Origin of the sequence: Flavobacterium sp. (assembly GCF_027531905.1) — a bacterium.
Lineage (GTDB): Bacteria > Bacteroidota > Bacteroidia > Flavobacteriales > Flavobacteriaceae > Flavobacterium.
This window is the reverse complement of record NZ_JAPZSU010000008.1, coordinates 120,817-144,000: the sequence shown is the minus strand read 5'-3', so window position 1 is coordinate 144,000 and position 23,184 is coordinate 120,817. Positions and strand designations below refer to the sequence as shown.

Below are 23,184 nucleotides of genomic sequence, written 5' to 3'. Positions count from 1 at the left end.
CGAATGGATTTTTTATATAACTGCCTACTACTAACTGTAAACTGAATACTTAAAAGGTTAAGCTTCCATATCTACTGTAGTGCGTGCTGCAATTTCTTTATACGTACCGTTAACTAATTTCTCACGAATCGCTTCGAAAGCCGCCAAGGTTTCTGCAATATCTTCTAAAGTATGAGAAGCTGTTGGAATCATACGCAATAAAATAATACCTTTCGGGATTACTGGATAAACTACAATCGACAAGAAAATACCGTAGTTTTCTCTCAAGTCATTTACCATCACCATCGCTTCAGGAATACTTCCTTCTAAGTAAACCGGGGTAATACACGTGTTAGTGTCTCCAATATTGAAACCTCTTTCTTTCAATCCGCTTTGCAACGCATTTACATTTACCCACAATTTATCTTTAATCGCAGAGGATTCGCGTAACAATTGCAAACGTTTCAATGAACCAATCGTTTGAATCATCGGTAACGCTTTAGCAAACATTTGTGAACGCAAATTGTACTTCAAATAATCGATTATATCCTTATCGGCAGCCAAGAAAGCACCAATATTAGCCATAGATTTAGCAAACGTAGAAAAATAAACATCAATTCCATCTTGACAACCTTGCTCCTCACCTGCTCCCGCTCCTGTTTTTCCAAGCGTTCCAAAACCGTGTGCATCATCAACTAGCAAACGGAAATTGTATTTCTCTTTCAAGGCTACAATCTCTTTTAATTTACCTTGTTGCCCACGCATTCCAAAAACGCCTTCGGTAATGAACAAAATTCCACCACCCGTTTCGGTCGCCATTTTTGTAGCACGTTGCAGGTTTTTCTCCATGCTCTCTATATCATTGTGCTTATACGTAAAACGTTTTCCGCTATGCAAACGCACCCCATCAATAATACACGCATGTGCATCTACATCATATACAATAATATCATTTCGAGTCACCAATGCATCAATGGCCGACATGATTCCTTGGTAACCAAAATTCAATAAATAAGCCGATTCCTTCATCACAAAAGCAGCCAATTCTTGTTCTAATTGTTCGTGATATTTTGTGTGTCCACTCATCATACGCGCACCCATTGGGTAAGCTGCACCAAACTGAATGGCTGCATCTGTATCTGCCTGACGCACTTCTGGATGATTTGCCAAGCCTAAATAGTCGTTCAAACTCCAGTTCAATATATTTTTTCCTTGAAATTGCATTCTTGGCCCCAATTCTCCTTCTAGTTTTGGAAAAACAAAATACCCTTCTGCCTGAGAAGCCCATTTTCCTAAAGGGCCTTTATTGTTTTGGATTCTTTCGAATAAATCTTTTACCATAATATAATGACTTAATACTACATTTTTATTAAGGTGCAAAATTAAATATTTAAAATTTATAATTACTCCCAAAATCCTTTTATTTTACTTAAAAAAAATGGTCTTTTTTAGACGATTCTTTTCAGTAGCAAAATCCTACTCTTTGTTACAAGCTCTTGTGGCTCAACCAAATTTTACTAAAGCATTAACAGGAGCTAATAGCTACCCTCTCCTTTTGAGAGGGGCTGGGGGTGAGTACGAAGCTTTGATAGCATAAGCAAAATATTCGGTTGTACCAAAGGAGGGTTTTCATTTCGATCAGGGCGAGACCAACTCCTTTTCAGAAAGAATTAAAAAATAAAACAACCAAAATACCTTTCAATTAAAAGATTGATTTAGACGAACTATAAGCACATTTTTGAATTTCAACCTATGGTATAATTGTAAAAAAGAAAATAAAGAATAAAAGTAAGTTCCAACAAGTGATTGAATCAAACTTATTTAATAAAGCACTGTTTAACTACTTTTCTTTCAAATAGAGTATTCAAGTAATGCCAAATATAGATTTCTATGTTGAATTGGCAAGTTTAAAGTAGAAGGTGTTGTATAATTCTCAACAAACTTAAAACCATAGCTCATATAATAATCCAAAATACTTTGATTTTCTCCCCAAGTATCCATTCTTATGTATCTTAAGTTTTTGCTGTTTGCAAATTCTTTAGCCCATAAAAGAATTTTCTCAAATTGTTTTTGTCCTCTATATAGTGGATTGACTACAATTCTATGCAGATAAATTGCATCTTCTTTTTCTTTTTCACGCCAAATAATAGAATCTTGAAAGCAAATACTAAAAACACATAAAATAGTATCTCCCTCAATAATTTTGTATTGGAGCTTTTTTTCTAAATCAGCTTTTAACACTGCTATATCATATCCATTCCAAACAGAAAATCCCTTATTCTTTTGATAAAGAATTGCTTCGTCAAAAAGATGACAAATAAAATTAAAATCATCAATAGTTGTATTTTGTATTTTGATCATTTTTTATAAATAAAGATAAATACTACAAGTACATACTACAAACTTATCAATAACTATTTGAATACATTAAATTTATCACTAAAATCAAGCTATAACCCCAGAACCTAACAACTCATCCTCTTGGTACCAAGCTACAAATTGTCCTTCAGTAATTGCCGATTGTGGTTCGTCAAAAATCACATACATTCCTTTTTCTTCTTGATGCAACGTGGCTTTTTGCAACGGCTGACGGTAACGAATTCTAGCCATTACTTCTTTAGACTCACCCACTGACAAGGCTAAATCGGCACGAATCCAATGCGTCTCAGAGGCATCAATAAACAATCCTCTTCTAAACAATCCCGGATGATTACTAGACAAGCCTGTGTAAATTGTATTGGTCACCACATCAGTAGCGATAACAAACAAAGGCTCTGTAGTACCACCAACATTAAGCCCTTTTCGTTGCCCAACTGTAAAATAATGAGCGCCTTGGTGTTTTCCAACTACCTTGCCCATGTCTGTTGTATAAGTGATTTTATGAGACAAAGAAGCTAAGGTTTCAGATTCATCTGTTGAAGTATAAACAGGATGATTTTTATCGATTTGTATAATTTGACCTTCTTTGGGTTGTAATTTTTGTTGTAAAAACTCTGGCAAACGTACTTTACCAATAAAACAAAGTCCTTGAGAATCTTTTTTCTCTGCGGTAACCAATTCCATTTCAGTTGCTATTTCACGAACCTGAGGTTTCGTTAATGCACCAATTGGAAACAAGGATTTAGCCAACTGTTCTTGTGACAATTGACATAAAAAATAAGATTGGTCTTTGTTATTATCAGCACCTGCGATAAGGTGATACAAGGGTTTCCCGTCTATTTCAGTAGTTCGCTTTTGGCAATAATGTCCAGTAGCCACATAATCTGCTCCTAAACTCAAAGCAATTTCTAAAAAAACAGCAAATTTAATTTCGCGATTACACAATACATCAGGATTTGGAGTACGTCCTTTCTCATATTCACTAAACATGTAATCCACAATCTTTTCTTGGTATTGTTCACTAAGGTCAACCGTTTGAAAAGGGATTCCTAATTTTTCGGCTACCAATAAAGCATCGTTGCTATCTTCCAACCAAGGACATTCATTGGATATCGTTACTGAGTCATCGTGCCAATTTTTCATAAATAGCCCAATAACCTCATATCCTTCTTGTTGCAACAAATAAGCCGCAACACTAGAATCTACACCTCCAGATAAACCAACAACTACTCTCTTTTTCATCAAAACCCTTTTTAAAAATAGGGTGCAAAGTTACAAAACATTTAGCACAGAAATTATCTAAGCAAAAGTTAATTCTTTTTACGCTTGCTTAGACCTTCTGGATAACTCATATTTCGTTTTTTAACTAACTTATCTTTTTCGTAAAACTCCCAAACCCCTTCTTTTTTACCCAATACAAAATTTCCTTTGGAAGCAATAAAACCATTGGTCTCTCTAAAAATAGCAGGACCATTATACTGCCCTTTTTGATAGACCGCTTCTTCTAGCACTATCCCTTTATCCGAATAAATTTTGCAACTACCCTCCTTAAGTCCGTTTTCGTAATGTGTCTCTTCAGCCACTTTACCATCAGGAAAATAAACCGTTTTCAATCCTGCTAATTTCCCGTTTTTATAAAACTCTTTGGCCATTACCGCTTTGGAATTGAAGTGATAATAAATCCATTCTCCTTCAAATAGTTTATTAACCACCTTACCTTCACTTACCTTAAATTTATTTTGATTGTAAAAAATAGTATACGCCGAATTGTCTTTTTCGTTAAACTCTCTAGTGGCAATTACATCCGCTGCTTTTGTATCGTCAAAATATTTAAAAACCCCTACCTCTTTTCCGTGTACAAAAGTCCCTTCATACCGCAGTCTTTTTGATTCCTCGTAATACCCTCTCCATAGACCATTTTTCTTCCCCTCACTGTCCAATTGATTAGTTATTGCGCTTTGAGCAACCATAACTGTAATTTGCATAAAGAAAACCAAAAGCCATCCTTTCTTAATCATATAGATAAATTTATATAAAACTATTAATATTATTTTCTCGGTAAATGTAACAGAAACGAAAAATTTAAATCATTAGTACTAACTTTAAACAAAAAACTTCCGCCAAAAGCGAAAGTTTTTAAATTCAAATTTGAAAAATTATTTTTTCTTTTGTTGAGCCGCTTTTTGAGCTTCAGCTTGTTCCATTGCTTCTTGCAATTTGCGTTGAAATCTTCCTTGTTTTTTAGGCTCTTTTAATTTATTCTCTTGAATTTGAGCGTGAATTTTATCTCCATCGATAAAATATCTTTTGATTACCAACATAATTAAAATAGTAACCAAGTTGGAAATAAAGTTATACAAACTCAAACCTGCTCCATAACTATTGAAGAAGAACAACATCATCAATGGCGAAACATAGATCATAATCTTCATCATTTTGGCCATATCCGGCATACCTTCTTGTTGTGGTGCTGCCATTTGTTGATCTCCTGAAGTCATTTTCATATAGAAGAAAATTGCAATCGCTGCCAAAATTGGAAACAAACTAATATGATCTCCATACAATGGAATATGGAACGGTAATTTTACAATTTCATCAAAAGAAGACAAATCATCTGCCCATAAAAACTTTTGTTGTCTTAACTCAAAAGCTGAAGGAAAAAACTGAAACGAAGCCATCAAGAAAGGCATTTGTATCAATGCTGGTATACAACCCGCCATAGGATTGACTCCCGCTTTGTTATACAATTTCATTGTTTCTTGTTGCTTTTTCATTGGGTCTTTCTTGTATTTCTCTCCCAATTCAGCAATTTCTGGACGCAATACTTTCATTTTTGCTTGTGACAAGAACGATTTGAAAGTAATAGGCGACATGGCCAATTTGATTAAAATGGTAAAAATAATAATCGCAATACCATAAGCAATATAAGAACCTAGGAAACCAAATAAAGGCACGAAGATAAAACGATTAATCCAACCGATGATTCCCCAACCTAAAGTGATGATTTTCTCTAGATTTTGATCGTAACTAGCTAAAGTCTTGTAATCAGATGGTCCTAAGTACCAGTTTAATTTATAATCTAATTCACCATTGGTAAAAGCCAAAGGTAAATTTGCTTTGAATGATTTTGTAAAAGTAGTATCAACTTTTTCATCGTGCATAAGATTGGTAGAAACCAATTGTGCTTTCTCAAAAGGTGTTTTAGAAACTAAAATTGAAGTAAAGAAATGCTGTTTGAAAGCAATAAATGTAGGTTTTTCAAGAGTTTCTTCTTCTTTTGCACCTAAGCCAGCGTAATCAACTTTACCGTCTTTGTGTTCAAAATAAATCTCAGTGTATTTATTTTCGTAAGATATACTTTTTTCATTTCTGAAAGCTTTCAAATCCCATTCTAAATCCAAAGGCTTAGCTGTATTCAATACTTGGTTCAAACCTTGAGAACGCACATCAAAACCAATCATATAATCGTTTGGCTTCACTATGTATTTATATTCCAAAAATGAATTTGGACCTGACTTTAACTTCATAGACAACACTTGATCCGCTCCTATTTTCGTTAAAGTAGGCTCAAAAAACAAGTCTTTGGTATTTAAAGTTCGGTTGTCATTGGTTTGCAAAACAATATTCAAATTAGCATTATTGTTTTTTATCAATTCTACCAACTGACCAGAACCTTTTTTGAATTTTTCAAAGTTTTTCAAAGTTGCCTCAGCGATATAACCACCTTTATTAGCAATCTTTAATTTTATCACTTCATTTTCAATCGTAGTAAAATCATTTTTTGCAGAAGGCAAAGTCGCAGAATAAGCAAAATTTCCTAATGTTTTTTGCAAAGCTACTAATTGAGTAGAATCGCCAGTGGATACAGCAACAGTTGCTTTTTCAACTGCTTTATTTGCCAATTCTTTTGCTTTTTGAGCTTTTAAAACCAATTCTTTTTGGGCTTTTTCTGCCGCAACAACTTTAGGATCGGGTTGGTTTTGGTACATAATCCAAACCAAAATTCCAAAAATCAATATAAAACCGATAATTGAATTAATGTCAATCTTTTTTTCTTCCATTATTATCTATGTTCAAAATTCAAAACTGAAGCAGTTTACTCCAGTTTAGTGTTAGAATACAACTTAAATGCTTTGTTACAACTATTGTATTATTTCTTTTTGGCTTTTACTGCTGCGGCAACAAAACTCACAAAAATTGGGTGAGGATTCGCAACGGTACTTTTATACTCTGGATGGTATTGAACACCTATAAAGAAAGGATGATTTTCAATCTCAACGATTTCTACTAAACCAGTATCAGGGTTCACACCAGAAGCAATCAAACCAGCGTTTTGCAATTGCTCAACATAAGCACTATTGTACTCATAACGGTGACGGTGACGCTCCGAAATTTCGGTTTTACCATATATTTTATGCGCTAACGAATCTGGTTTAATTTCACATTTCCAAGCTCCTAAACGCATGGTACCTCCTTTATCCGTTACTGTTTTTTGGTCTTCCATCAAATTGACAACCGGATGAGGCGTATTCTCATTCATTTCAGTAGAATTGGCGTCTTTGTAACCCAAAATAGTTCTTGAATATTCTATAATTGACATTTGCATTCCTAAACAAATACCAAAAAATGGAATGTTATTTTCGCGAACATAACGAACCGCTTCTATTTTACCTTCGATTCCTCTTTCACCAAAACCTGGAGCTACTAAAACCCCATCCAAACCAGCTAATTTCTCAGCAATATTTGAAGAGTCCAAATGCTCTGAATGAATCGAAATCACATTTACTTTTGTTTCATTTGCCGCTCCTGCGTGAATGAAGGCTTCCAAAATAGATTTGTAGCAATCTTGCATTTCGACATATTTCCCAACCAAACCAATATTTACGGTGTGCTTAGGATTTTTTAAACGTTTCAAGAAGGTGTTCCAATTTTTTAAATCTGGCGCTGCTTTTTTAGGTAAGTCTAATTTCTTTAAAGCTACTACATCTAGACCTTCTTCTAACATTAAATTAGGCACTTCATAAATAGTAGAAGCATCAATAGATTGAATAACTGCTTCTCTTTTTACATTACAAAACAAAGCCAATTTGTTGCGAATATCGTCTGCAATTTCGTGTTCCGTTCTACAAACTAAAATATCAGCTTTAATTCCGCTCTCCATCAATGTTTTCACAGAGTGTTGAGTAGGTTTAGTTTTCAATTCTCCAGCTGCTGCTAAGTAAGGAACTAACGTCAAATGAATAACAATGGCATTGTTTTCACCTAAATCCCAAACCAACTGACGAACAGACTCGATGTATGGTAAAGATTCGATATCTCCTACAGTTCCACCAATCTCCGTAATGACAATATCATAATCACCTGATTTACCAAGCAATTGCATTCTGTCTTTAATTTCATTGGTAATATGAGGAACTACTTGAACTGTTTTTCCTAAAAATTCTCCTCTTCTTTCTTTTTCAATAACCGAAAGGTAAATTCTACCAGTAGTAACGTTATTCGCCTGAGAAGTAGGCACGTTTAAAAAACGTTCGTAGTGACCTAAATCTAAATCTGTTTCGGCTCCATCATCGGTTACGTAACATTCTCCGTGCTCGTAAGGATTAAGTGTTCCTGGGTCAACATTAATATAGGGGTCGAATTTTTGAATAGTTGTTCGATACCCTCTTGCTTGTAATAATTTCGCCAATGATGCCGCTATAATTCCTTTTCCTAATGAAGAAGTCACACCGCCTGTAACAAAAATATATTTCGTTTGATTCATTCTGTTGTTGTTTGTAATGTAGTTGTGTAAAAAAACGTGGCAAAAGTACAAATTTAATTGGAATACTTACCTGCTTCATTCGGGAGATTTTTAGAATTTAACCACAATAAAAAAGACACCTCAGGATTTAGAATACTAGCTAAAGTATTGCTCTAATTCCTGAGGTGTCACTTTTATGGTTTAGGGTATTTCTTTTTTATGTTCCAAATTAAATCTTCTAATCCGTTGGCTTTTAACTCATAAATTAATTGTAGTTGTTCGCCCAAAACACCTTTAGGAAACCCTTTATTTCTGTACCAAACGATATAATATTCAGGGATATCAATAAGATACCAACCTTCGTATTTTCCAAAAGGCATTTTAGTGTGTGCCAATTGAATTAATTGTTTTTGATTTTCATCCAAAATAAAAACTAATTGGCTTGTTTAATGGTCATATCCGAATCGTAATACAAAATATAAACGCCTTTATTCGTATAGCCGCCGTCTTCTCTTTTATAATATTCAAAACGGTTTTCTACTTGTTCTGTAGCAGCGCTTTCAATGGTTTCTTGAAACGTTTTGTCCTGAGCCATTCGCATTAGTGTATCAAACGTAAGGTCAAAACCTCTTGTTGCAAATGAACTTGGATACACTTTGTTTTCTTTGCGGTATTTTTGTTCAAATATTCGAGCTTCTTCTGTTTCATTTTCACGTGTTGCAGAAGGATACATCAATTTTAATTTAACCAAATTAGCAAATGAAATTTCATCCGTATCCAAAGTAGGATTAGGCTCTAAAGTTACCAATTGCACTTTGTGTGTTTTCATAACCCCTAAAAGTGTGGCAATTGTAGATTTAATCATCATTGTACTTCCTGTTTCCAAAATGACATAATTCATTTTTTCTTTATCCAACAACCCTTTCAAAGCTTCAACATTTAAACCACCTGTAGGGGTTAATGGTGCAATTTTTACCTCTTTTTGGAATTGGTTAAAATAGTTTCTTGCAGATTCTTTTTTCTTATCTACAACCGCAATTATATTACCCTCCTTGCTTTTCATAAAATCAAAAGCAGTATTTTTAATTACATCGGCTGCAACTATCGATTGATACAAATTTGAAAATGCCTTTCCTGTCTCTTTTGACAATGGTGAAATTTCCGCAACATCAGTTCCACTAAGCAATTCAGCTGTTTTTTCAACATTATTTTGATAAAACGGACCAATAACTACTTGTGCACTTTCTATATTGTTATTTTTGATTAATGACGGAACCTGAGAACTCATTTTGGTTTCTTGAGAATCAAATACCTGAACATCCACATCAATTCCTAATTGCTTGGCTGAATCAATAGCAATCAAAGCACCAGAGTAGAAATCCAACGTCATATTCAAAAACTTGTCTTTCTTTAAACGCTCAGTGGTTGAATTAACGGTGTCATTGGCAATTTTTGCCATATTAAAAGGAAACAGCAAGACCAACCTCTTTTTATCTGCTGTATTTTGCTTGCTTAACTGCACAATTCCTTTTTTGACTTCTGGTTGTGCTATCAGTTTTATAGCTGCTGGCAACTTAATCAGCATTCCTTCCTGAACACCATTTTTCAATTCAGGATTTAAAGCTATCAACTCTTCTTGTGACAAACCTGAAGTTTTGGTCAAACTGTACAAAGTCTCCTTTGATTTCACTGTATAATTTTGAAAATCGGCCAGAACTACCTTTTTTACAGTAGTTGCAGTAAGTTCTTTTTTGTCAGCATTTACAGGAATTTCTTTGGTTTCTTTTGGACGATTTCCTTTAATCAACAAATTGAAACCAACAGGCAGATTTGCAACAATTTCTGGATTTTTTTTCTCTAATTCTTCAATGGTGATATTGTATTTCTTGGCAATCGAAAACTTGGTTTCTTGAGGTTGTACCAAATGAAAAACGGGCGTTACAGTTTTTGGAGCAGCAGTTACTGTAGCAGTTTTGTTAGCAACTCCATTTGGAATAACAAGCGTCTGACCAATTTGCAAGCCGTCTTTTTCTAAAAAAGGATTCGCTTTAAATAAAGCCGCTTCGGTAACATTATACTTTTTTTGGATTCCGAATAAAGTCTCTTTTGGCGCTACCTCGTGCGTTACTTTTTTAGAAATAACCGTTGAGCTTGTCACTGTTTTAGTCTGAACTTTAGCTCCTGCTTTAGGGATTAACAAAACAGTATTTTGACTGATTCCAGCTTGAGCATCTGGATTTAGTTGATAGATGTCGTAGGGACTTACTTTGTACTTTTGAGCGATTTGCGCTATGGTTTCACCTTTAGCAACTTTATGAGTGGTTGCTTTGTCTTGAGCAAACAAACTTCCTATAAAAAACAACCCACAAAACCAAATCTTACTATAATAGTGCATCCGAATAAATTATAAATTAGTACCGCCAAAGATAGCAAAACGGCATCAAATTTTAATTTAAAATCTGATACCGTTTCCATTTTATTAAATACTATTTCTCTAAAAAAAGTAATATATTCAATTATTCCCACTCGATTGTGGCAGGCGGTTTCGAACTAATATCGTAAACCACACGATTAACTCCTTTTACTTTATTGATGATATCGTTAGACACTTTCATCAAAAACTCATATGGTAAATGTACCCAATCCGCAGTCATACCATCGGTAGATTCAACCGCTCTAAGCGCTACCACTTTTTCGTAAGTACGCTCATCGCCCATCACACCAACACTATTTACAGGCAACAAAATAGCGCCTGCTTGCCAAACTTTATCATACAATCCCCAAGATTTTAAACCGTCGATAAAAACTTTATCTACATCTTGTAAAATTTGCACTTTTTCTAAAGTAATATCGCCTAAAATACGGATAGACAAACCTGGCCCTGGGAAAGGATGTCTTCCTAATAATTCTGGATCAATTCCTAAAGTAGCTCCTACTCGACGTACCTCGTCTTTGAAAAGCATACGCAAAGGTTCTACAATTTTCAGTTTCATATAATCTGGTAAACCACCCACATTATGATGTGACTTGATAGTGGCAGAAGGTCCTTTTACAGAAACTGACTCAATTACATCAGGATAAATGGTTCCTTGCGCTAACCAAGTAACGTCTTCTATTTTGTGTGACTCATCATCAAAAACTTCAATAAAAGCATTTCCGATGGCTTTTCTTTTTAATTCTGGGTCTGTAATTCCAGCTAGGGCATCATAAAAACGTTGCGAAGCATCAACTCCTTTTACATTTAATCCCATACCTTCGTATTGGTCTAAAACACTTTGGAACTCGTTTTTACGAAGTAAGCCGTTATTTACAAAAATACAATATAGGTTTTTCCCAATTGCTTTATTCAATAATACCGCAGCTACAGTAGAATCTACTCCACCAGAAAGACCAAGAACTACCTTGTCATTTCCGATTTTCTCTTTCATTTCAGCTACAATTTCTTCTACGAAAGCATTTGGTGTAAAGTTTTGAGGAACTTCAGCAATTTTTACCAGGAAATTCTCCAACATTTTAGAACCATCTGTGGAGTGAAAAACCTCTGGGTGGTATTGAATAGCATAAGTAGTTTCGCCTTCAATTTTGTAAGCGGCAAATTCTACATCGTGAGTACTTGCTAATTTAACACCGTTGGTTGGTAATGCTTTGATACTATCACTATGGCTCATCCAAACTTGGCTGTTCTCAGAAACTCCTTCGAAGAAGGTTTCGTTTTCTTTGATGAAAGACAAATTGGCTCTACCATATTCTCTAGTATTAGAAGCTGCTACTTCTCCACCGCTAAAATGCGCTAAATATTGTGCTCCGTAACATACGGCAAGCATAGGAAGTTTTCCTCTAATTTGAGATAAATCTGGATGTGGCGCGTCTTCTGAACGAACAGAAAATGGACTTCCGCCAAGAATTACTGCTTTGTAAGATGATAAATCACTAGGAAAGTGATTGTAAGGGAAGATTTCGCAGAATATGTTTAATTCTCGAACTCTTCGCGCAATAAGCTGAGTGTATTGCGATCCGAAATCTAAAATAAGTACGTTGTGTTGCATGCGCAAAAATACTTCTAAATTTCGGAATTGAAAAATTGAATTTGAAAAATTTTTATTTTGCAGAAAAGAATGAAATCTTACTCTTTCACCAAGAGTATAGTTCCCTTAAAACCAGTAGCTAAATTGTCCCAATAATTTTTAGAAAGCACTTTTTTCTGGTCATCGATAATGATGATTTCGGCTGTGTTACCTCCACTGGTTCCTGTATTGAGCGCCTCGAAATCTAGTTTATTAAAGCCTTCGCCTAATAAAATTTTGATATCGGTAAAAGAGTCCCCAAGAAAAACCTGCTCTCTTACTATGGTTGCATTTTGATATATTCGAAGTAAGTCACCATCTACATAAATATAATCTCGAACCCTTACAATCACATATTTGGATTTGGTATTGATTTGACCAAAATCGAAATTACGACGAAGCAAAGGCATATTATTTTCGTTCAACGTTTTGTCGACGTCTTTTTGCATTTTTTTCAAGTACTCCTCACCCACATTGATAAATTTCTCTTTGGGAAACATATCTACATCGTTCGACTTTGAGATTGAAGTTGATGCTTTATTGGGATTTTCTGGCGAATTAAATACGTTGGGTTGTTCTATTTTGGGCAGCTCGGCGGGTGGAATTACTTTTTTCTTTGGCGCTGCAGGAAATTTAGCTGGAGGAATGGGTTTGAATTTTGGACCAAACTCTGCTTGAGCATTTCCTTTGAATGCCAGAACCAAGAATAAAAAAAGGAATAGAAAATGTTTCATTCGCTAAGATGCTTTTGTAATTTCGATTGATTGCAAAGGAAGAATCCCTTTCTGTTTACAAAACTAACTTATTTCTTATTTTATACTAAAGTATTAGAAATATCTTAACATTTAATAGGTGTTTCTATGTTTTTTTCTCGTTGTTCCTAGATAAATATTGAAAGATGCATTCAAAAACACTCTTTATTTCCTGCTAGCCCCGGGAGGAGCGGCATCCTTTGCTGCCGGGGTTCGGCGGCAAAGATATAGCGTATCACGGGACGATGATGGCAAAAATGCGCTTTGTTACTGCTCCAAAAAAAGAAACAAATGTAACTTTTAACGTATGGTTCTCGTTTTTTTATTGAACGATGATTGCCTAGTTTTGTTGTTCTATTATAACCAAAAAGTAATTTTAAATTAGGAAAATGAAAAGACAAAATATTTTGACAGGTTCACCATGGGAGGACAAAATGGGGTATTGCCGTGCGGTTCGCATTGGAAACATCATAGAAGTTTCGGGGACTGTAGCGATTGTGGATGGTGAAAAAGTGAAGGCAAATGATGCGTATGCGCAAACGCTGAACATACTCGAAAGGGTTGAAAAAGTTTTGGAGGATTTGAATGTGGGGATGAAAGATGTGATTCGAACTCGCATTTTTACTACCGATGTTAGCACTTTTGAGGATGTGGCGAGAGCACACTCGGCTTTCTTTAAAGAGGTGAAACCTACGACTGGTTTTTATGGAATTAATCAATTGGTCGCACCAGAATATTTGGTCGAAATTGAATTTACGGCTATTGCTGCTGAATAGCTATTCACGTTGGGTGCAAATCAGATAAAAAAAATAACCACATAGAATCATAGATTAAAGCAAATCAACATAGAAAAAATAGAAATAGCACTATTTATCACATAGATGAGCTATGTGAATAGTGAAACGTTTTTTCCTTTCTTTTTAAAAACTATAAATTCTATGTTTCTATGTGGTTTAAAAAAAATTCATACAAAGGATTAGTATTCTAAATTTAAATTGAATGCTTACATTAGCAACATCATATGCTTTTGATTCTCACTATGACTTTTGATGCGATAAAAAATAAAGGGCTTACGCTACTCCAATGGATTTTCGTTTGTGTAGTGCTAGGCTTTTTTTCTGGGTCGGCATCTGCGATTTTTTTGTTGGCTTTAGAAAAAGTTACACAAATAAGGACAGCTAACTTCTGGATAATTGGATTCTTGCCTTTGGGTGGATTTGCTGTTGGATTGTTGTACCATTACTATGGAAAATCGGTGGTTAAGGGCAATAATTTAATTTTGGAAGAATACGACACACCACAACAAACTATTCCATTCAGAATGGCGCCTTTGGTTTTGATTACCACCTTACTTACTCATCTTTTTGGAGGTTCTGCAGGACGTGAAGGTACAGCGGTACAAATGGGAGCCGCGATTTCGGACGGAATGCAACGCTGGTTCAAATGGGCTGTTATTGACCGAAAAACGATGTTGGTTCTCGGAATCAGTGCGGGTTTTGCTTCTGTTTTTGGAACACCAATTGCGGGTGCGCTCTTTGCTATGGAAGTACTGAGTTTTAAAAAAGTAACTTTTAAGACCGTAATTTCATCTTTTTCAGTGGCTTACGCAGCCTATTATACTGTAGAATTATGGCCGGTGGCACACACTCACTACAGCATTCCGATTGTGCCTGAATTTTCGCTAACTACTATTTTTTGGACCGTTTTCGCCAGTGTTCTTTTTGGACTTGCCGCACTACTCTTTTCGCGTTCAACTCACTTTTGGGGTCATTTATTTAGCAGAACGATTGCTTACGCGCCTTTTCGACCTTTGGTAGGCGGTTGTATTTTGGCTTTGGTGATTTTCAATTTTTCGGTACAACCTTATATTGGATTAGGAGTACCAGTGATTGTTGACGCTTTTAGTACTGCAAATCCATGGTATGCTTTTTTATTGAAAATTCTATTTACTGGTTTTACCTTAGGTGCTGGCTTTAAAGGAGGAGAAGTTACGCCTTTGTTTTTTGTGGGCGCTACTTTAGGAAGTGCTTTGTCACTGGTTGTTCCGATGCCTATTGCACTTTTGGCAGGAATGGGATTTGTGGCTGTTTTTTCTGGTGCTACACACACGCCTATTGCTTGTAGCTTAATGGGAATAGAGCTTTTTGGTTTAGAAAGTGGCGCTTACATAGCTTTGGCGTGTATCATTGCCTATTTTTGTTCAGGAGCAGTAGGGATTTATAAATCGCAAATTGTAAAAGGGCCAAAGGCAGTTTTGTATGAGAGCATTAGAAGAAAACTTCCCTTTCTTTAAAATCCCAAATAACTCTTAATGATTTTTACATTAGATAAAAAAATGTAATTTCGCAACTTATGAAATGAACATAACCTCTAATGAAGTGCATCACCAATAACTAAACAATCTGGTCAAAATTGAAAAGGCGAAGCAGTTAATTGGTGTTCTTTAAAAAAATCAAAATTACGAATGACAATACAAGATATTCAAGCCGTTCAAGAGTTATTAGCAACACCAAAAAAAATTGCCATTATTCCGCACCGAGGGCCAGACGGCGATGCTATGGGTTCTACTTTGGCGCTGTATCATTTTCTACTTAAAAACAACCACCAACCGGTTGTGATGGCTCCCAATGAATTTCCAGACTTTCTGGCTTGGTTGCCGGGTTCTGAAAAGGTAGAAGTTTACGAAAAAGAAAGAGAAAAATGTACTGCCATTTTAAATGATGCGGAACTAGTTTTTACTTTAGACTTTAACGCTTTACATCGTACAGGCGAAATGGAAACGGTTTTGAAAACACTGACCGTTCCATTCATTATGATTGACCATCATCAAAAACCTGATGACTATGCCGCTGTAATGTATTCGGATACGCAATTTGGTTCTACTTGCGAAATGATTTACAACTTCATTACCTATTTAGGTCAAAAATCAAGCATTGATAAAACTATTGCAACTTGCATCTACACAGGTATTTTGACTGATTCAGGCTCTTTTCGTTTTCCAAAAACTACTGGAAACACGCATCGAATTGTGGCCGATTTGATTGATTTGGGAGTAGAAAATACTGTTATTCCAACTTTGCTTTTTGATAATAGTTCTTATAATCGTTTGCAACTATTGGGAAGAGCTTTGCAGAATATGCAATTGATTCCGGAGAAACAAACTTCTTATATTACCCTTACACAAGCCGAATTGAATGAATTTCAATTTGTAAAAGGCGACACCGAAGGCATTGTCAATTATGGATTGAGCATCAAAGGAATTGTATTTTCGGCTATTTTTATTGAAAATCAAGAAGAAAAAATCATCAAAATTTCTTTCCGTTCTCAAGGTGATTTTGATGTCAATGAATTTGCTAGAAACCATTTTAATGGCGGAGGCCACATCAATGCCGCAGGAGGAAAATCTGAGGAATCGCTCAGTGCTACTGTAGCTAAATTTGAAGAATTGGTACATCAACTTAATCTATAATCGTATGAACAGTACAAAAAACAGTCTTTTAGTCGTTTTATTCGCTTGCTTTCTTTGGAGTTGTCAACAAAACCAAGAAGCCCGCAGACCGCTTTCGCAAGCTTCAGGAAGTTTTATGAAAAAATCGATTGAAAGAAATAAAAAACTAGTAGCTTCAGAAGAAGACCGAATTCAAGCGGTTATCAAAAAAAATGCTGGAATAGAATTCTTGGCTTCCAAAAAAGGATATTGGTACCATTTTTCGAAAAGAAATACTTTAGATACGCTTACTCCTAAGAAAGGAGATGTAGCTTTTTACGACTACGAAGTAAAAGATTTGAAAGGAAACATAATTTACACCAAGGAAGAAACACAGCCTCAAACCTATTATGTGGACAAACAAAACATTATGATGGGACTAAGAGATGGTATAAAATTGATGCGTAAAAAAGAAACTTTTGTATTCTTATTGCCTTCACATATGGGATACGGCTACCACGGTGATAATAAAAAAATCGGCACTAACATCCCACTATTGTGCACCGTGACTTTACGAAATTTTATGCCCGAAGCCGAACTAAAAAAACAAGAAATGCTTAGAGCCAAAGCTTTATTGAAACAACAAACGATTGCAAAAGATACTCTAAATCAATAAAAAAAACATAAAATCAATTTATTAAAATGAAAAAAAGAATTGTTCTTGGATTACTAGCCTTAACGACTTTCTTCTCTTGTAAAAATGAAGAAAAAAACGATTTGCCTGATGGTTTATACGCCAAAATTGAAACCAACAAAGGTGATATCATCTTACAACTAGCGTATGATAAAGCTCCAGTAACGGTAGCTAATTTTGTAACACTAGCCGAAGGAACCAATGAATTCATTACCGACCCCAATTTGAAAAATCGCCCGTATTATGATGGTTTAAAATTCCACCGTGTTATCGAAGATTTTATGATTCAAACTGGAGACCCTCTTGGAACAGGTTCTGGTGATGCAGGATACAAATTCAAAGATGAATTTTGTGAGTTTAGATTTGACAAAGGTGGTGTTTTGGCAATGGCCAATAATGGACCAACAACCAATAGTAGCCAATTTTTCATTACGCATTTAGAAACGCCTTGGTTAGACGGAAAACACACTATTTTCGGTCAAGTTGTAGGCAACGGAATGGAAGTGGTTAACCAAATCAAGCAAGGTGACTTTATGAAAAAAGTGACCATTATCAGAAATGGTGAAGCTGCAAAAAAATTCGATGCTGTAAAAACATTCCACGATTATTATATTGTTGAAGCTGAAAATCAGAAAAAATTACAAGCCGAATTAGACGCTTATAATGCAAAATTCAAAGCCGTACAAGACCAAAAAGTAGCTGATTTCAAAGCCTTGAAAGCAAAAGCTACCAAAACCAATACAGGTTTAGAATACGTAATCACTCAAAAAAGTAATGGTAAAAAACCTGCTGTTGGTGCTAATGTATATATTCACTATGCTGGATTTTTAGAAAACGGAACTTTATTTGATAGTAGCATTGAAAGTGTTTCAAAAACTTTCGGAAAATTTGATGCCGCTCGTGCCGCAGCCAAACAATACTTACCAATTCCTTTTGAATATGGTAAAAAAGACGGTTTGATTCCCGGATTTATCGAAGGAATTGAAAAATTAAAATTTGGTGAAAAAGCTACCATTTTCATTCCATCTAATTTAGGCTATGGTGCTCAAGGTGTAGGACCAATACCACCAAATGCTAACATTATTTTCGAAATTGAATTATTAGAGAAAATGTAGTATTTAGTGAATAGTCTAGTCCATAGTGATTAGTAATTAGCTATTACTAAGCACTATTTACAACAGCTAAGTACTACGGACTAAAAACTAAGGACTAAAAACTAAGGACTAATTACTAAGAACTTAAAACTAATTAAAAAACCAGCAATACAAATGAAATCAAAATTGTTTTTTTTATTATTCTTCGGGATAGTAAGCATCAATGCACAAGTAAAAAAAGTAGCCACTCCTGCTAAAAAACCAGCAGCGAAAGCCGCTGTTAATCCAACAAAAGTTGCACCTGGAGAAGGATTATTTGCTACCATCGAAACCAATAAAGGAACCATTGTTTTGGCGCTTGAATTTCAAAAAACTCCGGTTACTGTAGCTAATTTTGTAAGTTTAGCAGAAGGAACTAACCCTTATGTAAACAAAGAAAAATTAAAAGGAAAACCATTTTATGACGGATTAAAATTCCACCGAGTAATCAAAGACTTTATGATTCAAGGTGGTGACCCGGAAGGTAATGGTTCAGGAGATCCTGGCTACAAATTCAAAGACGAATTCACCGATTTGAAACACGACAAAGGCGGAATTTTATCTATGGCGAATTCTGGTCCCGCTACCAACGGAAGCCAATTCTTTATTACACACAAAGACACGCCTTGGCTAGACGGAAAACACACTGTGTTTGGTCACGTAACCGAAGGAATGAATGTGGTAAATGCCATTGAACAAAACGATGTGATTACTAAGGTTACCATTACACGCAAAGGCGCTTTGGCTAAAAAATTCAATGCTGCTAAAGTTTTCACAGACTATTATGCCAATAAAGCAGAGGATGCCAAAAAGCAAGCCGCTATTGATGCCGAAAACAAAGCTAAAAAAGCCGCTTTAGAAGCCGAAGCCAAAAAAGCCTATGAAGCAAAATTTGGTCCAGTTATAAAAGCTAAAGCCGATTACATAAACTCAGTTAGAGCATCAGGAACAAAAACGCCTTCCGGAGTAATCTATCAGGTTATTCAAAAAGGAAGCGATGTAAAACCTGTTGATGGGGCGACCATTTACTTTCACTACGCCGGTTATTTTGAAGATGGAAATATGTTTGACAGTAGCTACGAAGAGGTAAACAAAGCCTACGGAAAATTCGATGCGAACCGTGCCGCTCAAAATGGCTACCAACCTTTCCCGTTCGTAGCTGGTAAAAAAGAAGGAATGATTCCTGGATTTATTGAAGCGTTAAGCTTGTTAAATGTAGGAGAAAAAATGATTGCTATTATGCCATCTAATTTGTGCTATGGCGAAAGAGGCGCGGGCGGAGTAATTCCACCTAATGCTAATCTTGTATTCGAATTAGAAATAATGGATAAAAAACCAGAAACGAAGTAATTCTTTTTGGGACAAAACAAAAAAACCGATAACAAATGAATGTTATCGGTTTTTTTTATGCTTTAAAAAGGCTTATTTCTTTCCAAATTTCCAGTCAAATTCGTCTTTTTGATTGATAATCGCACCAATCTCAAACTTTACTACTTCTTCAAATTCGGTTTGAAGAATAAACCAATTCTCTTCGTTAAAGTAATTTTCAAAAGTATCAAATTCTTCTTGAGTGAATTTGGTTATTCCTTTTGCAGCCAAGTCTTTTTTAACCGATGCAATTGGTTTATCAATAATCAAATTACCAAACAATTCTAATTTTGGACTCGAAGCCACGATATAGCCCAATCTCAACTCTTCTTCTTGATAAAAAGTCAAACGCATTTTCAATTTGTTGTACACCAAAATCACGTTATCATCTTCGTCTTTGTAATTACGGTCTGGCTTACCATAAATGGCGGTCACATCATTTTGTTTCATCCCGAACAAAAGCTGCTCAATCCCGCTTTTTAAATTTATTTTCATCTGAAAAGAATGTTTTAATTATAACTAAAGCGCAAAGGTATTTCCATTTTTTGGGATAACCGCCGTTTCCTGAAAAAAAGTTAAACGAATAAGATCATTGCTAGTGACAGAATCATAAAAACAAGTCCTATATAAAATCGCTGGTTACTTTTACCCTCTCTCCTATTAATGATAAACCTTCTTGTTCCAATAAATAAAATTATAATCAGAAGACCATAAATAACATAAATATTTACATCTTTTCCTTTTGTATATAAAAAAATCAATACAAAAAAGGCAATTATACGCTCATAAACACTCGCATTTAGAATAGATTCTTTCATTTTTTTACAAAATTTATACCAAAATTATAAAATATTACAATTGTTGCTCCAAATTCCTTTTCACTTTATCAAACCATTCGTGCTTCAAAATACTCAAAATAATACTATCTCTTCGTATTTCGGGAATATGCGTAGGCATATGACTTCTCAAAATACCTTCCACCGTACAACCAATGCGCTTCATCGCCGCAATACTGCGTTGGTTATTGGCATCGGCTCTAAATTCTACGCGCTCCATTCCTAAAGTCTCAAAAGCAAAACGAAGCAACAAATATTTACAATGCTTGTTGAGTCCGCTCCCTCTAAAATCTTTACCATACCAAGTGTAGCCCAATTGCAGCGTTTTGAATTCAAAGTTGATATCATAAAAACGAGTACTTCCAGCATATTTTCCCAATTGTTTATCATAAACGATAAAAGGAAATTCTTTCTGCGTTTCCTTTGCCTTCAAGGCTAATTGAATATAGTTTTCGAGATTGGCCTGACCATCGGCTTTTACTAAGGAGAATTCCCAAGTATCGGGTTCGTGCAGAGAAATAGGCAATAAATGAGTAACATCATCCATTTCTAGCGGTCGCAATTGCACACGGTCATTTTCTAAAATAGCGTTGGAAAACAAATTAAAGTTCATAGTATTTAAATAAGTCTTACATCCTTAGTTGATTGTTTTTTTGCAAAAAATCAATAGGAATGGGCTTTAGCCCATTCTTAAAAATGAATTTCGTATTGGGCTTTAGCCAAAATCTACACTAATTTCGGCTAAAGCCTATAAATAGTAATCATTATGTCATCCCGCTAAAGCGGGATGCAATTGATGGTAGTGCAATTAAGCAATTTTTAATTTACGAGATATTAATCAAATCAGATTTAAAGATAAAGATTAATGTCTTTTATCAACCTTAAAAACCATCAAAAATAATCAAAACTATGTAGCGACCTACTTAGCCCAGACCGTAGTGGAAAGCCCGGAGCAAAAAAAATTGATTTTTCTTGTTCTAAAAGAGCGACCAACGGAAGCTCCTTTTAGAATATAGAAAAATCATTTTTTTTGTGAGGACTTGTAACGGAGCGCTGGAAATAGCTCCTAAAAATTATTCATTGAACTCGTCGTAGCGAACGGGAACTTGAGGGTCATAAACTGGACATTTGAACTCTTCGAGCGTGTCGGCCAATAGATTCATCGTTTTTCCATCGGTGCCATAGCAGTCAATTTGAATACTTTGCGGAGTGGTTTTGACTTGAAAAGCGCCTTTTCCTTTGGTATTTTTCCAACTACTGTCGTCTACTTTTTCCCAAGTAGCAAAAACACTATTCAACCGATTCAAAATAACCTCGACAGGTAAATCTTCTAAACCCTCAACGATTTCTTGCTCGACCAAGGCTTCGTAAACCAAATGATGATTGAAGTAAATGCCTTCTTGATAACGCCAAAAAAGTAGTTCATACATAGGGAAAAGGGGTTAAGGTTTAAGATTGTTTAAAATGGTTTAAAATGGTTTAAAAGTTTAAGGTTGTTTAAAAGATGTAATCGTTAGTTGCTTAAACCATTTTAAACTTTTAACCTATTTAGTATTCGAAAGTACCGTATTCGCTGTTGATGGTTAGTTTCTTGGCATCTGAGGCTTCTACTCTACCTACAATTTTCGCATCGACATTGAACGATTTTGAAATCGCAATGATGTCTTGTGCGATAGCTTCTGGAACGTACAACTCCATTCTGTGTCCACAATTGAATACTTGATACATTTCTTTCCAATCGGTTTTTGATTGTTCTTGAATCAATTTAAACAAAGGCGGTACTGGGAATAAATTATCTTTTATTATATGCAAATTATTGACAAAATGCAAGATTTTAGTTTGTGCTCCTCCGCTACAGTGTACCATTCCGTGCACTTCGTTAGCAGCATATTTATCTAAAATAGCTTTTATTATCGGCGCATAAGTTCTAGTTGGTGATAAGACCAATTTACCAGCATCGATTGGTGAATTTTCTACGGCATCCGTCAATCTTACTTGTCCAGAATAAATCAAGTCTGAAGGAACAGCGGCATCGAAACTCTCAGGATATTTGGTGGCTAAGTATTTCTCGAAAACGTCGTGACGGGCAGAAGTTAATCCGTTACTTCCCATTCCTCCGTTGTATTCTTTTTCATAAGTAGCTTGACCAAAAGATTCCAAACCAACGATAACATCACCAGCTTGAATATTGGCATTATCAATTACTTTGGAACGTTTCATTCGTGCAGTAACCGTAGAATCTACGATGATAGTACGAACTAAATCACCTACATCGGCCGTTTCACCACCGGTAGAATGAATGGTCACTCCAAAAGTAGCCAGTTCCTGAATTAATTCTTCAGTACCATTAATAATCGCCGAAATCACCTCAGCAGGAATTAGATTTTTGTTTCTTCCGATAGTAGAAGAAAGTAAAATATTGTCAGTAGCTCCTACGCACAATAAATCATCAATATTCATAATTAATGCATCTTGCGCAATGCCTTTCCAAACAGAAATATCCCCAGTTTCTTTCCAATACATATACGCCAATGAGGATTTGGTTCCTGCGCCATCGGCATGCATAATCAAGCAATAGTCTTTATCTTGGGTAAGGTAATCAGGGACAATTTTACAAAATGCTTGTGGAAATAAACCTTTATCGATGTTTTTAATAGCATTATGCACATCTTCTTTGGATGCCGAAACACCACGTTGTGCATATCTTTTAGAAGTATCTGAACTCATGAAATTAGTTTGTGTTGATGTGATGCAAAGATAACCAGTTTTTTTAATTTCTTGGTTTAAACCCAAACTTGGATATAAAAAA

General features: G+C 35.3%; 20 protein-coding genes. 6 read left to right on the top strand and 14 right to left on the bottom strand.

The features are described from left to right. Positions 1-57: 57 nt before the first annotated feature. The 10 genes from O9307_RS02785 to O9307_RS02740 all read right to left on the bottom strand — a co-directional run bounded on the left by O9307_RS02785 (position 58) and on the right by O9307_RS02740 (position 12,899). On the bottom strand, positions 58-1,320 hold the full coding sequence (locus O9307_RS02785; RefSeq protein WP_298295112.1) for a pyridoxal phosphate-dependent aminotransferase family protein: 1,263 nt from the start codon (positions 1,318-1,320) through the stop codon (positions 58-60). Positions 1,321-1,830: 510 nt separating this feature from the next. Next, positions 1,831-2,340 (bottom strand): GNAT family N-acetyltransferase, encoded by a 510-nt coding sequence (locus O9307_RS02780; RefSeq protein ID WP_298295110.1) that lies wholly within the window; start codon positions 2,338-2,340, stop codon positions 1,831-1,833. A gap of 84 nt (positions 2,341-2,424) precedes the next feature. After that, positions 2,425-3,600 carry a tRNA 2-thiouridine(34) synthase MnmA gene (gene mnmA / locus O9307_RS02775; RefSeq protein WP_298295108.1) on the bottom strand — a complete coding sequence of 392 codons (1,176 nt, stop codon included), beginning with the start codon at positions 3,598-3,600 and terminating at the stop codon, positions 2,425-2,427. A 68-nt stretch (positions 3,601-3,668) separates the two neighbouring features. Beyond that, the gene (locus tag O9307_RS02770) at positions 3,669-4,376 is read right to left on the bottom strand and encodes a hypothetical protein (protein ID WP_298295106.1); all 708 of its coding nucleotides are present in this window, start codon (positions 4,374-4,376) and stop codon (positions 3,669-3,671) included. A gap of 138 nt (positions 4,377-4,514) precedes the next feature. Further along, a complete protein-coding gene (gene yidC, locus O9307_RS02765) occupies positions 4,515-6,419 on the bottom strand; it encodes a membrane protein insertase YidC (RefSeq protein WP_298295104.1) in 1,905 nt (634 codons plus the stop codon). 89 nt (positions 6,420-6,508) lie between these two features. After that, positions 6,509-8,122, bottom strand: coding sequence for a CTP synthase (locus O9307_RS02760; protein ID WP_298295102.1), 1,614 nt, complete (start codon positions 8,120-8,122; stop codon positions 6,509-6,511). A 173-nt stretch (positions 8,123-8,295) separates the two neighbouring features. Continuing rightward, positions 8,296-8,526: a DUF3820 family protein gene (locus O9307_RS02755; RefSeq protein ID WP_298295100.1), complete on the bottom strand. Its 231-nt coding sequence runs from the start codon at positions 8,524-8,526 to the stop codon at positions 8,296-8,298. Positions 8,527-8,534: 8 nt separating this feature from the next. Further along, entirely contained in the window at positions 8,535-10,496 is a 1,962-nt protein-coding gene (locus O9307_RS02750) for a LysM peptidoglycan-binding domain-containing protein (RefSeq protein WP_298295098.1), read from the bottom strand. Between the two features lie 121 nt (positions 10,497-10,617). Beyond that, positions 10,618-12,147 carry a glutamine-hydrolyzing GMP synthase gene (guaA, locus tag O9307_RS02745; protein ID WP_298295096.1) on the bottom strand — a complete coding sequence of 510 codons (1,530 nt, stop codon included), beginning with the start codon at positions 12,145-12,147 and terminating at the stop codon, positions 10,618-10,620. Between the two features lie 77 nt (positions 12,148-12,224). Next, positions 12,225-12,899 carry a hypothetical protein gene (locus O9307_RS02740; protein ID WP_298295094.1) on the bottom strand — a complete coding sequence of 225 codons (675 nt, stop codon included), beginning with the start codon at positions 12,897-12,899 and terminating at the stop codon, positions 12,225-12,227. A gap of 407 nt (positions 12,900-13,306) precedes the next feature. On the opposite strand from O9307_RS02740, the gene O9307_RS02735 reads away from it, so the two are divergent. From O9307_RS02735 to O9307_RS02710, 6 genes are all read left to right on the top strand, one after another. Next, positions 13,307-13,693, top strand: a complete 387-nt coding sequence (locus O9307_RS02735) for a RidA family protein (RefSeq protein WP_298295092.1) — start codon at positions 13,307-13,309, stop codon at positions 13,691-13,693. Positions 13,694-13,938: 245 nt separating this feature from the next. Beyond that, complete coding sequence (locus O9307_RS02730; RefSeq protein WP_298295090.1) at positions 13,939-15,210, top strand: chloride channel protein; 1,272 nt, start codon at positions 13,939-13,941, stop codon at positions 15,208-15,210. Positions 15,211-15,381: 171 nt separating this feature from the next. Beyond that, positions 15,382-16,386 carry a bifunctional oligoribonuclease/PAP phosphatase NrnA gene (locus O9307_RS02725; protein WP_298295088.1) on the top strand — a complete coding sequence of 335 codons (1,005 nt, stop codon included), beginning with the start codon at positions 15,382-15,384 and terminating at the stop codon, positions 16,384-16,386. Positions 16,387-16,390: 4 nt separating this feature from the next. Then, a complete protein-coding gene (gene gldI / locus O9307_RS02720; protein WP_298295087.1) occupies positions 16,391-17,020 on the top strand; it encodes a gliding motility-associated peptidyl-prolyl isomerase GldI in 630 nt (209 codons plus the stop codon). A 26-nt stretch (positions 17,021-17,046) separates the two neighbouring features. Next, positions 17,047-18,153 (top strand): peptidylprolyl isomerase, encoded by a 1,107-nt coding sequence (locus O9307_RS02715; RefSeq protein WP_298295085.1) that lies wholly within the window; start codon positions 17,047-17,049, stop codon positions 18,151-18,153. Between the two features lie 153 nt (positions 18,154-18,306). Further along, the gene (locus tag O9307_RS02710; protein ID WP_298295083.1) at positions 18,307-19,521 is read left to right on the top strand and encodes a peptidylprolyl isomerase; all 1,215 of its coding nucleotides are present in this window, start codon (positions 18,307-18,309) and stop codon (positions 19,519-19,521) included. A 72-nt stretch (positions 19,522-19,593) separates the two neighbouring features. On the opposite strand, the gene O9307_RS02705 is transcribed toward O9307_RS02710, so the two are convergent. From O9307_RS02705 to O9307_RS02690, 4 genes are all read right to left on the bottom strand, one after another. Then, on the bottom strand, positions 19,594-20,034 hold the full coding sequence (locus tag O9307_RS02705; protein WP_024981135.1) for a hypothetical protein: 441 nt from the start codon (positions 20,032-20,034) through the stop codon (positions 19,594-19,596). 357 nt (positions 20,035-20,391) lie between these two features. After that, on the bottom strand, positions 20,392-20,988 hold the full coding sequence (locus tag O9307_RS02700; RefSeq protein ID WP_298295080.1) for a GNAT family protein: 597 nt from the start codon (positions 20,986-20,988) through the stop codon (positions 20,392-20,394). Positions 20,989-21,448: 460 nt separating this feature from the next. After that, positions 21,449-21,805: a hypothetical protein gene (locus tag O9307_RS02695; RefSeq protein ID WP_298295078.1), complete on the bottom strand. Its 357-nt coding sequence runs from the start codon at positions 21,803-21,805 to the stop codon at positions 21,449-21,451. 118 nt (positions 21,806-21,923) lie between these two features. Continuing rightward, on the bottom strand, positions 21,924-23,102 hold the full coding sequence (locus O9307_RS02690; RefSeq protein ID WP_298295076.1) for an AIR synthase related protein: 1,179 nt from the start codon (positions 23,100-23,102) through the stop codon (positions 21,924-21,926). Between the last annotated feature and the right edge of the window lie 82 nt (positions 23,103-23,184).

Bases quoted from the DNA above. Each gene is read 5' to 3' on its own strand.
- O9307_RS02785 (WP_298295112.1), bottom strand. From the start codon at position 1,320: ATGGTAAAAGATTTATTCGAAAGAATCCAAAACAATAAAGGCCCTTTA.
- O9307_RS02780 (WP_298295110.1), bottom strand. From the start codon at position 2,340: ATGATCAAAATACAAAATACAACTATTGATGATTTTAATTTTATTTGT.
- mnmA (WP_298295108.1), bottom strand. From the start codon at position 3,600: ATGAAAAAGAGAGTAGTTGTTGGTTTATCTGGAGGTGTAGATTCTAGT.
- O9307_RS02770 (WP_298295106.1), bottom strand. From the start codon at position 4,376: ATGATTAAGAAAGGATGGCTTTTGGTTTTCTTTATGCAAATTACAGTT.
- yidC (WP_298295104.1), bottom strand. From the start codon at position 6,419: ATGGAAGAAAAAAAGATTGACATTAATTCAATTATCGGTTTTATATTG.
- O9307_RS02760 (WP_298295102.1), bottom strand. From the start codon at position 8,122: ATGAATCAAACGAAATATATTTTTGTTACAGGCGGTGTGACTTCTTCA.
- O9307_RS02750 (WP_298295098.1), bottom strand. From the start codon at position 10,496: ATGCACTATTATAGTAAGATTTGGTTTTGTGGGTTGTTTTTTATAGGA.
- guaA (WP_298295096.1), bottom strand. From the start codon at position 12,147: ATGCAACACAACGTACTTATTTTAGATTTCGGATCGCAATACACTCAG.
- O9307_RS02740 (WP_298295094.1), bottom strand. From the start codon at position 12,899: ATGAAACATTTTCTATTCCTTTTTTTATTCTTGGTTCTGGCATTCAAA.
- O9307_RS02735 (WP_298295092.1), top strand. From the start codon at position 13,307: ATGAAAAGACAAAATATTTTGACAGGTTCACCATGGGAGGACAAAATG.
- O9307_RS02730 (WP_298295090.1), top strand. From the start codon at position 13,939: ATGCTTTTGATTCTCACTATGACTTTTGATGCGATAAAAAATAAAGGG.
- O9307_RS02725 (WP_298295088.1), top strand. From the start codon at position 15,382: ATGACAATACAAGATATTCAAGCCGTTCAAGAGTTATTAGCAACACCA.
- gldI (WP_298295087.1), top strand. From the start codon at position 16,391: ATGAACAGTACAAAAAACAGTCTTTTAGTCGTTTTATTCGCTTGCTTT.
- O9307_RS02715 (WP_298295085.1), top strand. From the start codon at position 17,047: ATGAAAAAAAGAATTGTTCTTGGATTACTAGCCTTAACGACTTTCTTC.
- O9307_RS02710 (WP_298295083.1), top strand. From the start codon at position 18,307: ATGAAATCAAAATTGTTTTTTTTATTATTCTTCGGGATAGTAAGCATC.
- O9307_RS02705 (WP_024981135.1), bottom strand. From the start codon at position 20,034: ATGAAAATAAATTTAAAAAGCGGGATTGAGCAGCTTTTGTTCGGGATG.
- O9307_RS02700 (WP_298295080.1), bottom strand. From the start codon at position 20,988: ATGAACTTTAATTTGTTTTCCAACGCTATTTTAGAAAATGACCGTGTG.
- O9307_RS02695 (WP_298295078.1), bottom strand. From the start codon at position 21,805: ATGTATGAACTACTTTTTTGGCGTTATCAAGAAGGCATTTACTTCAAT.
- O9307_RS02690 (WP_298295076.1), bottom strand. From the start codon at position 23,102: ATGAGTTCAGATACTTCTAAAAGATATGCACAACGTGGTGTTTCGGCA.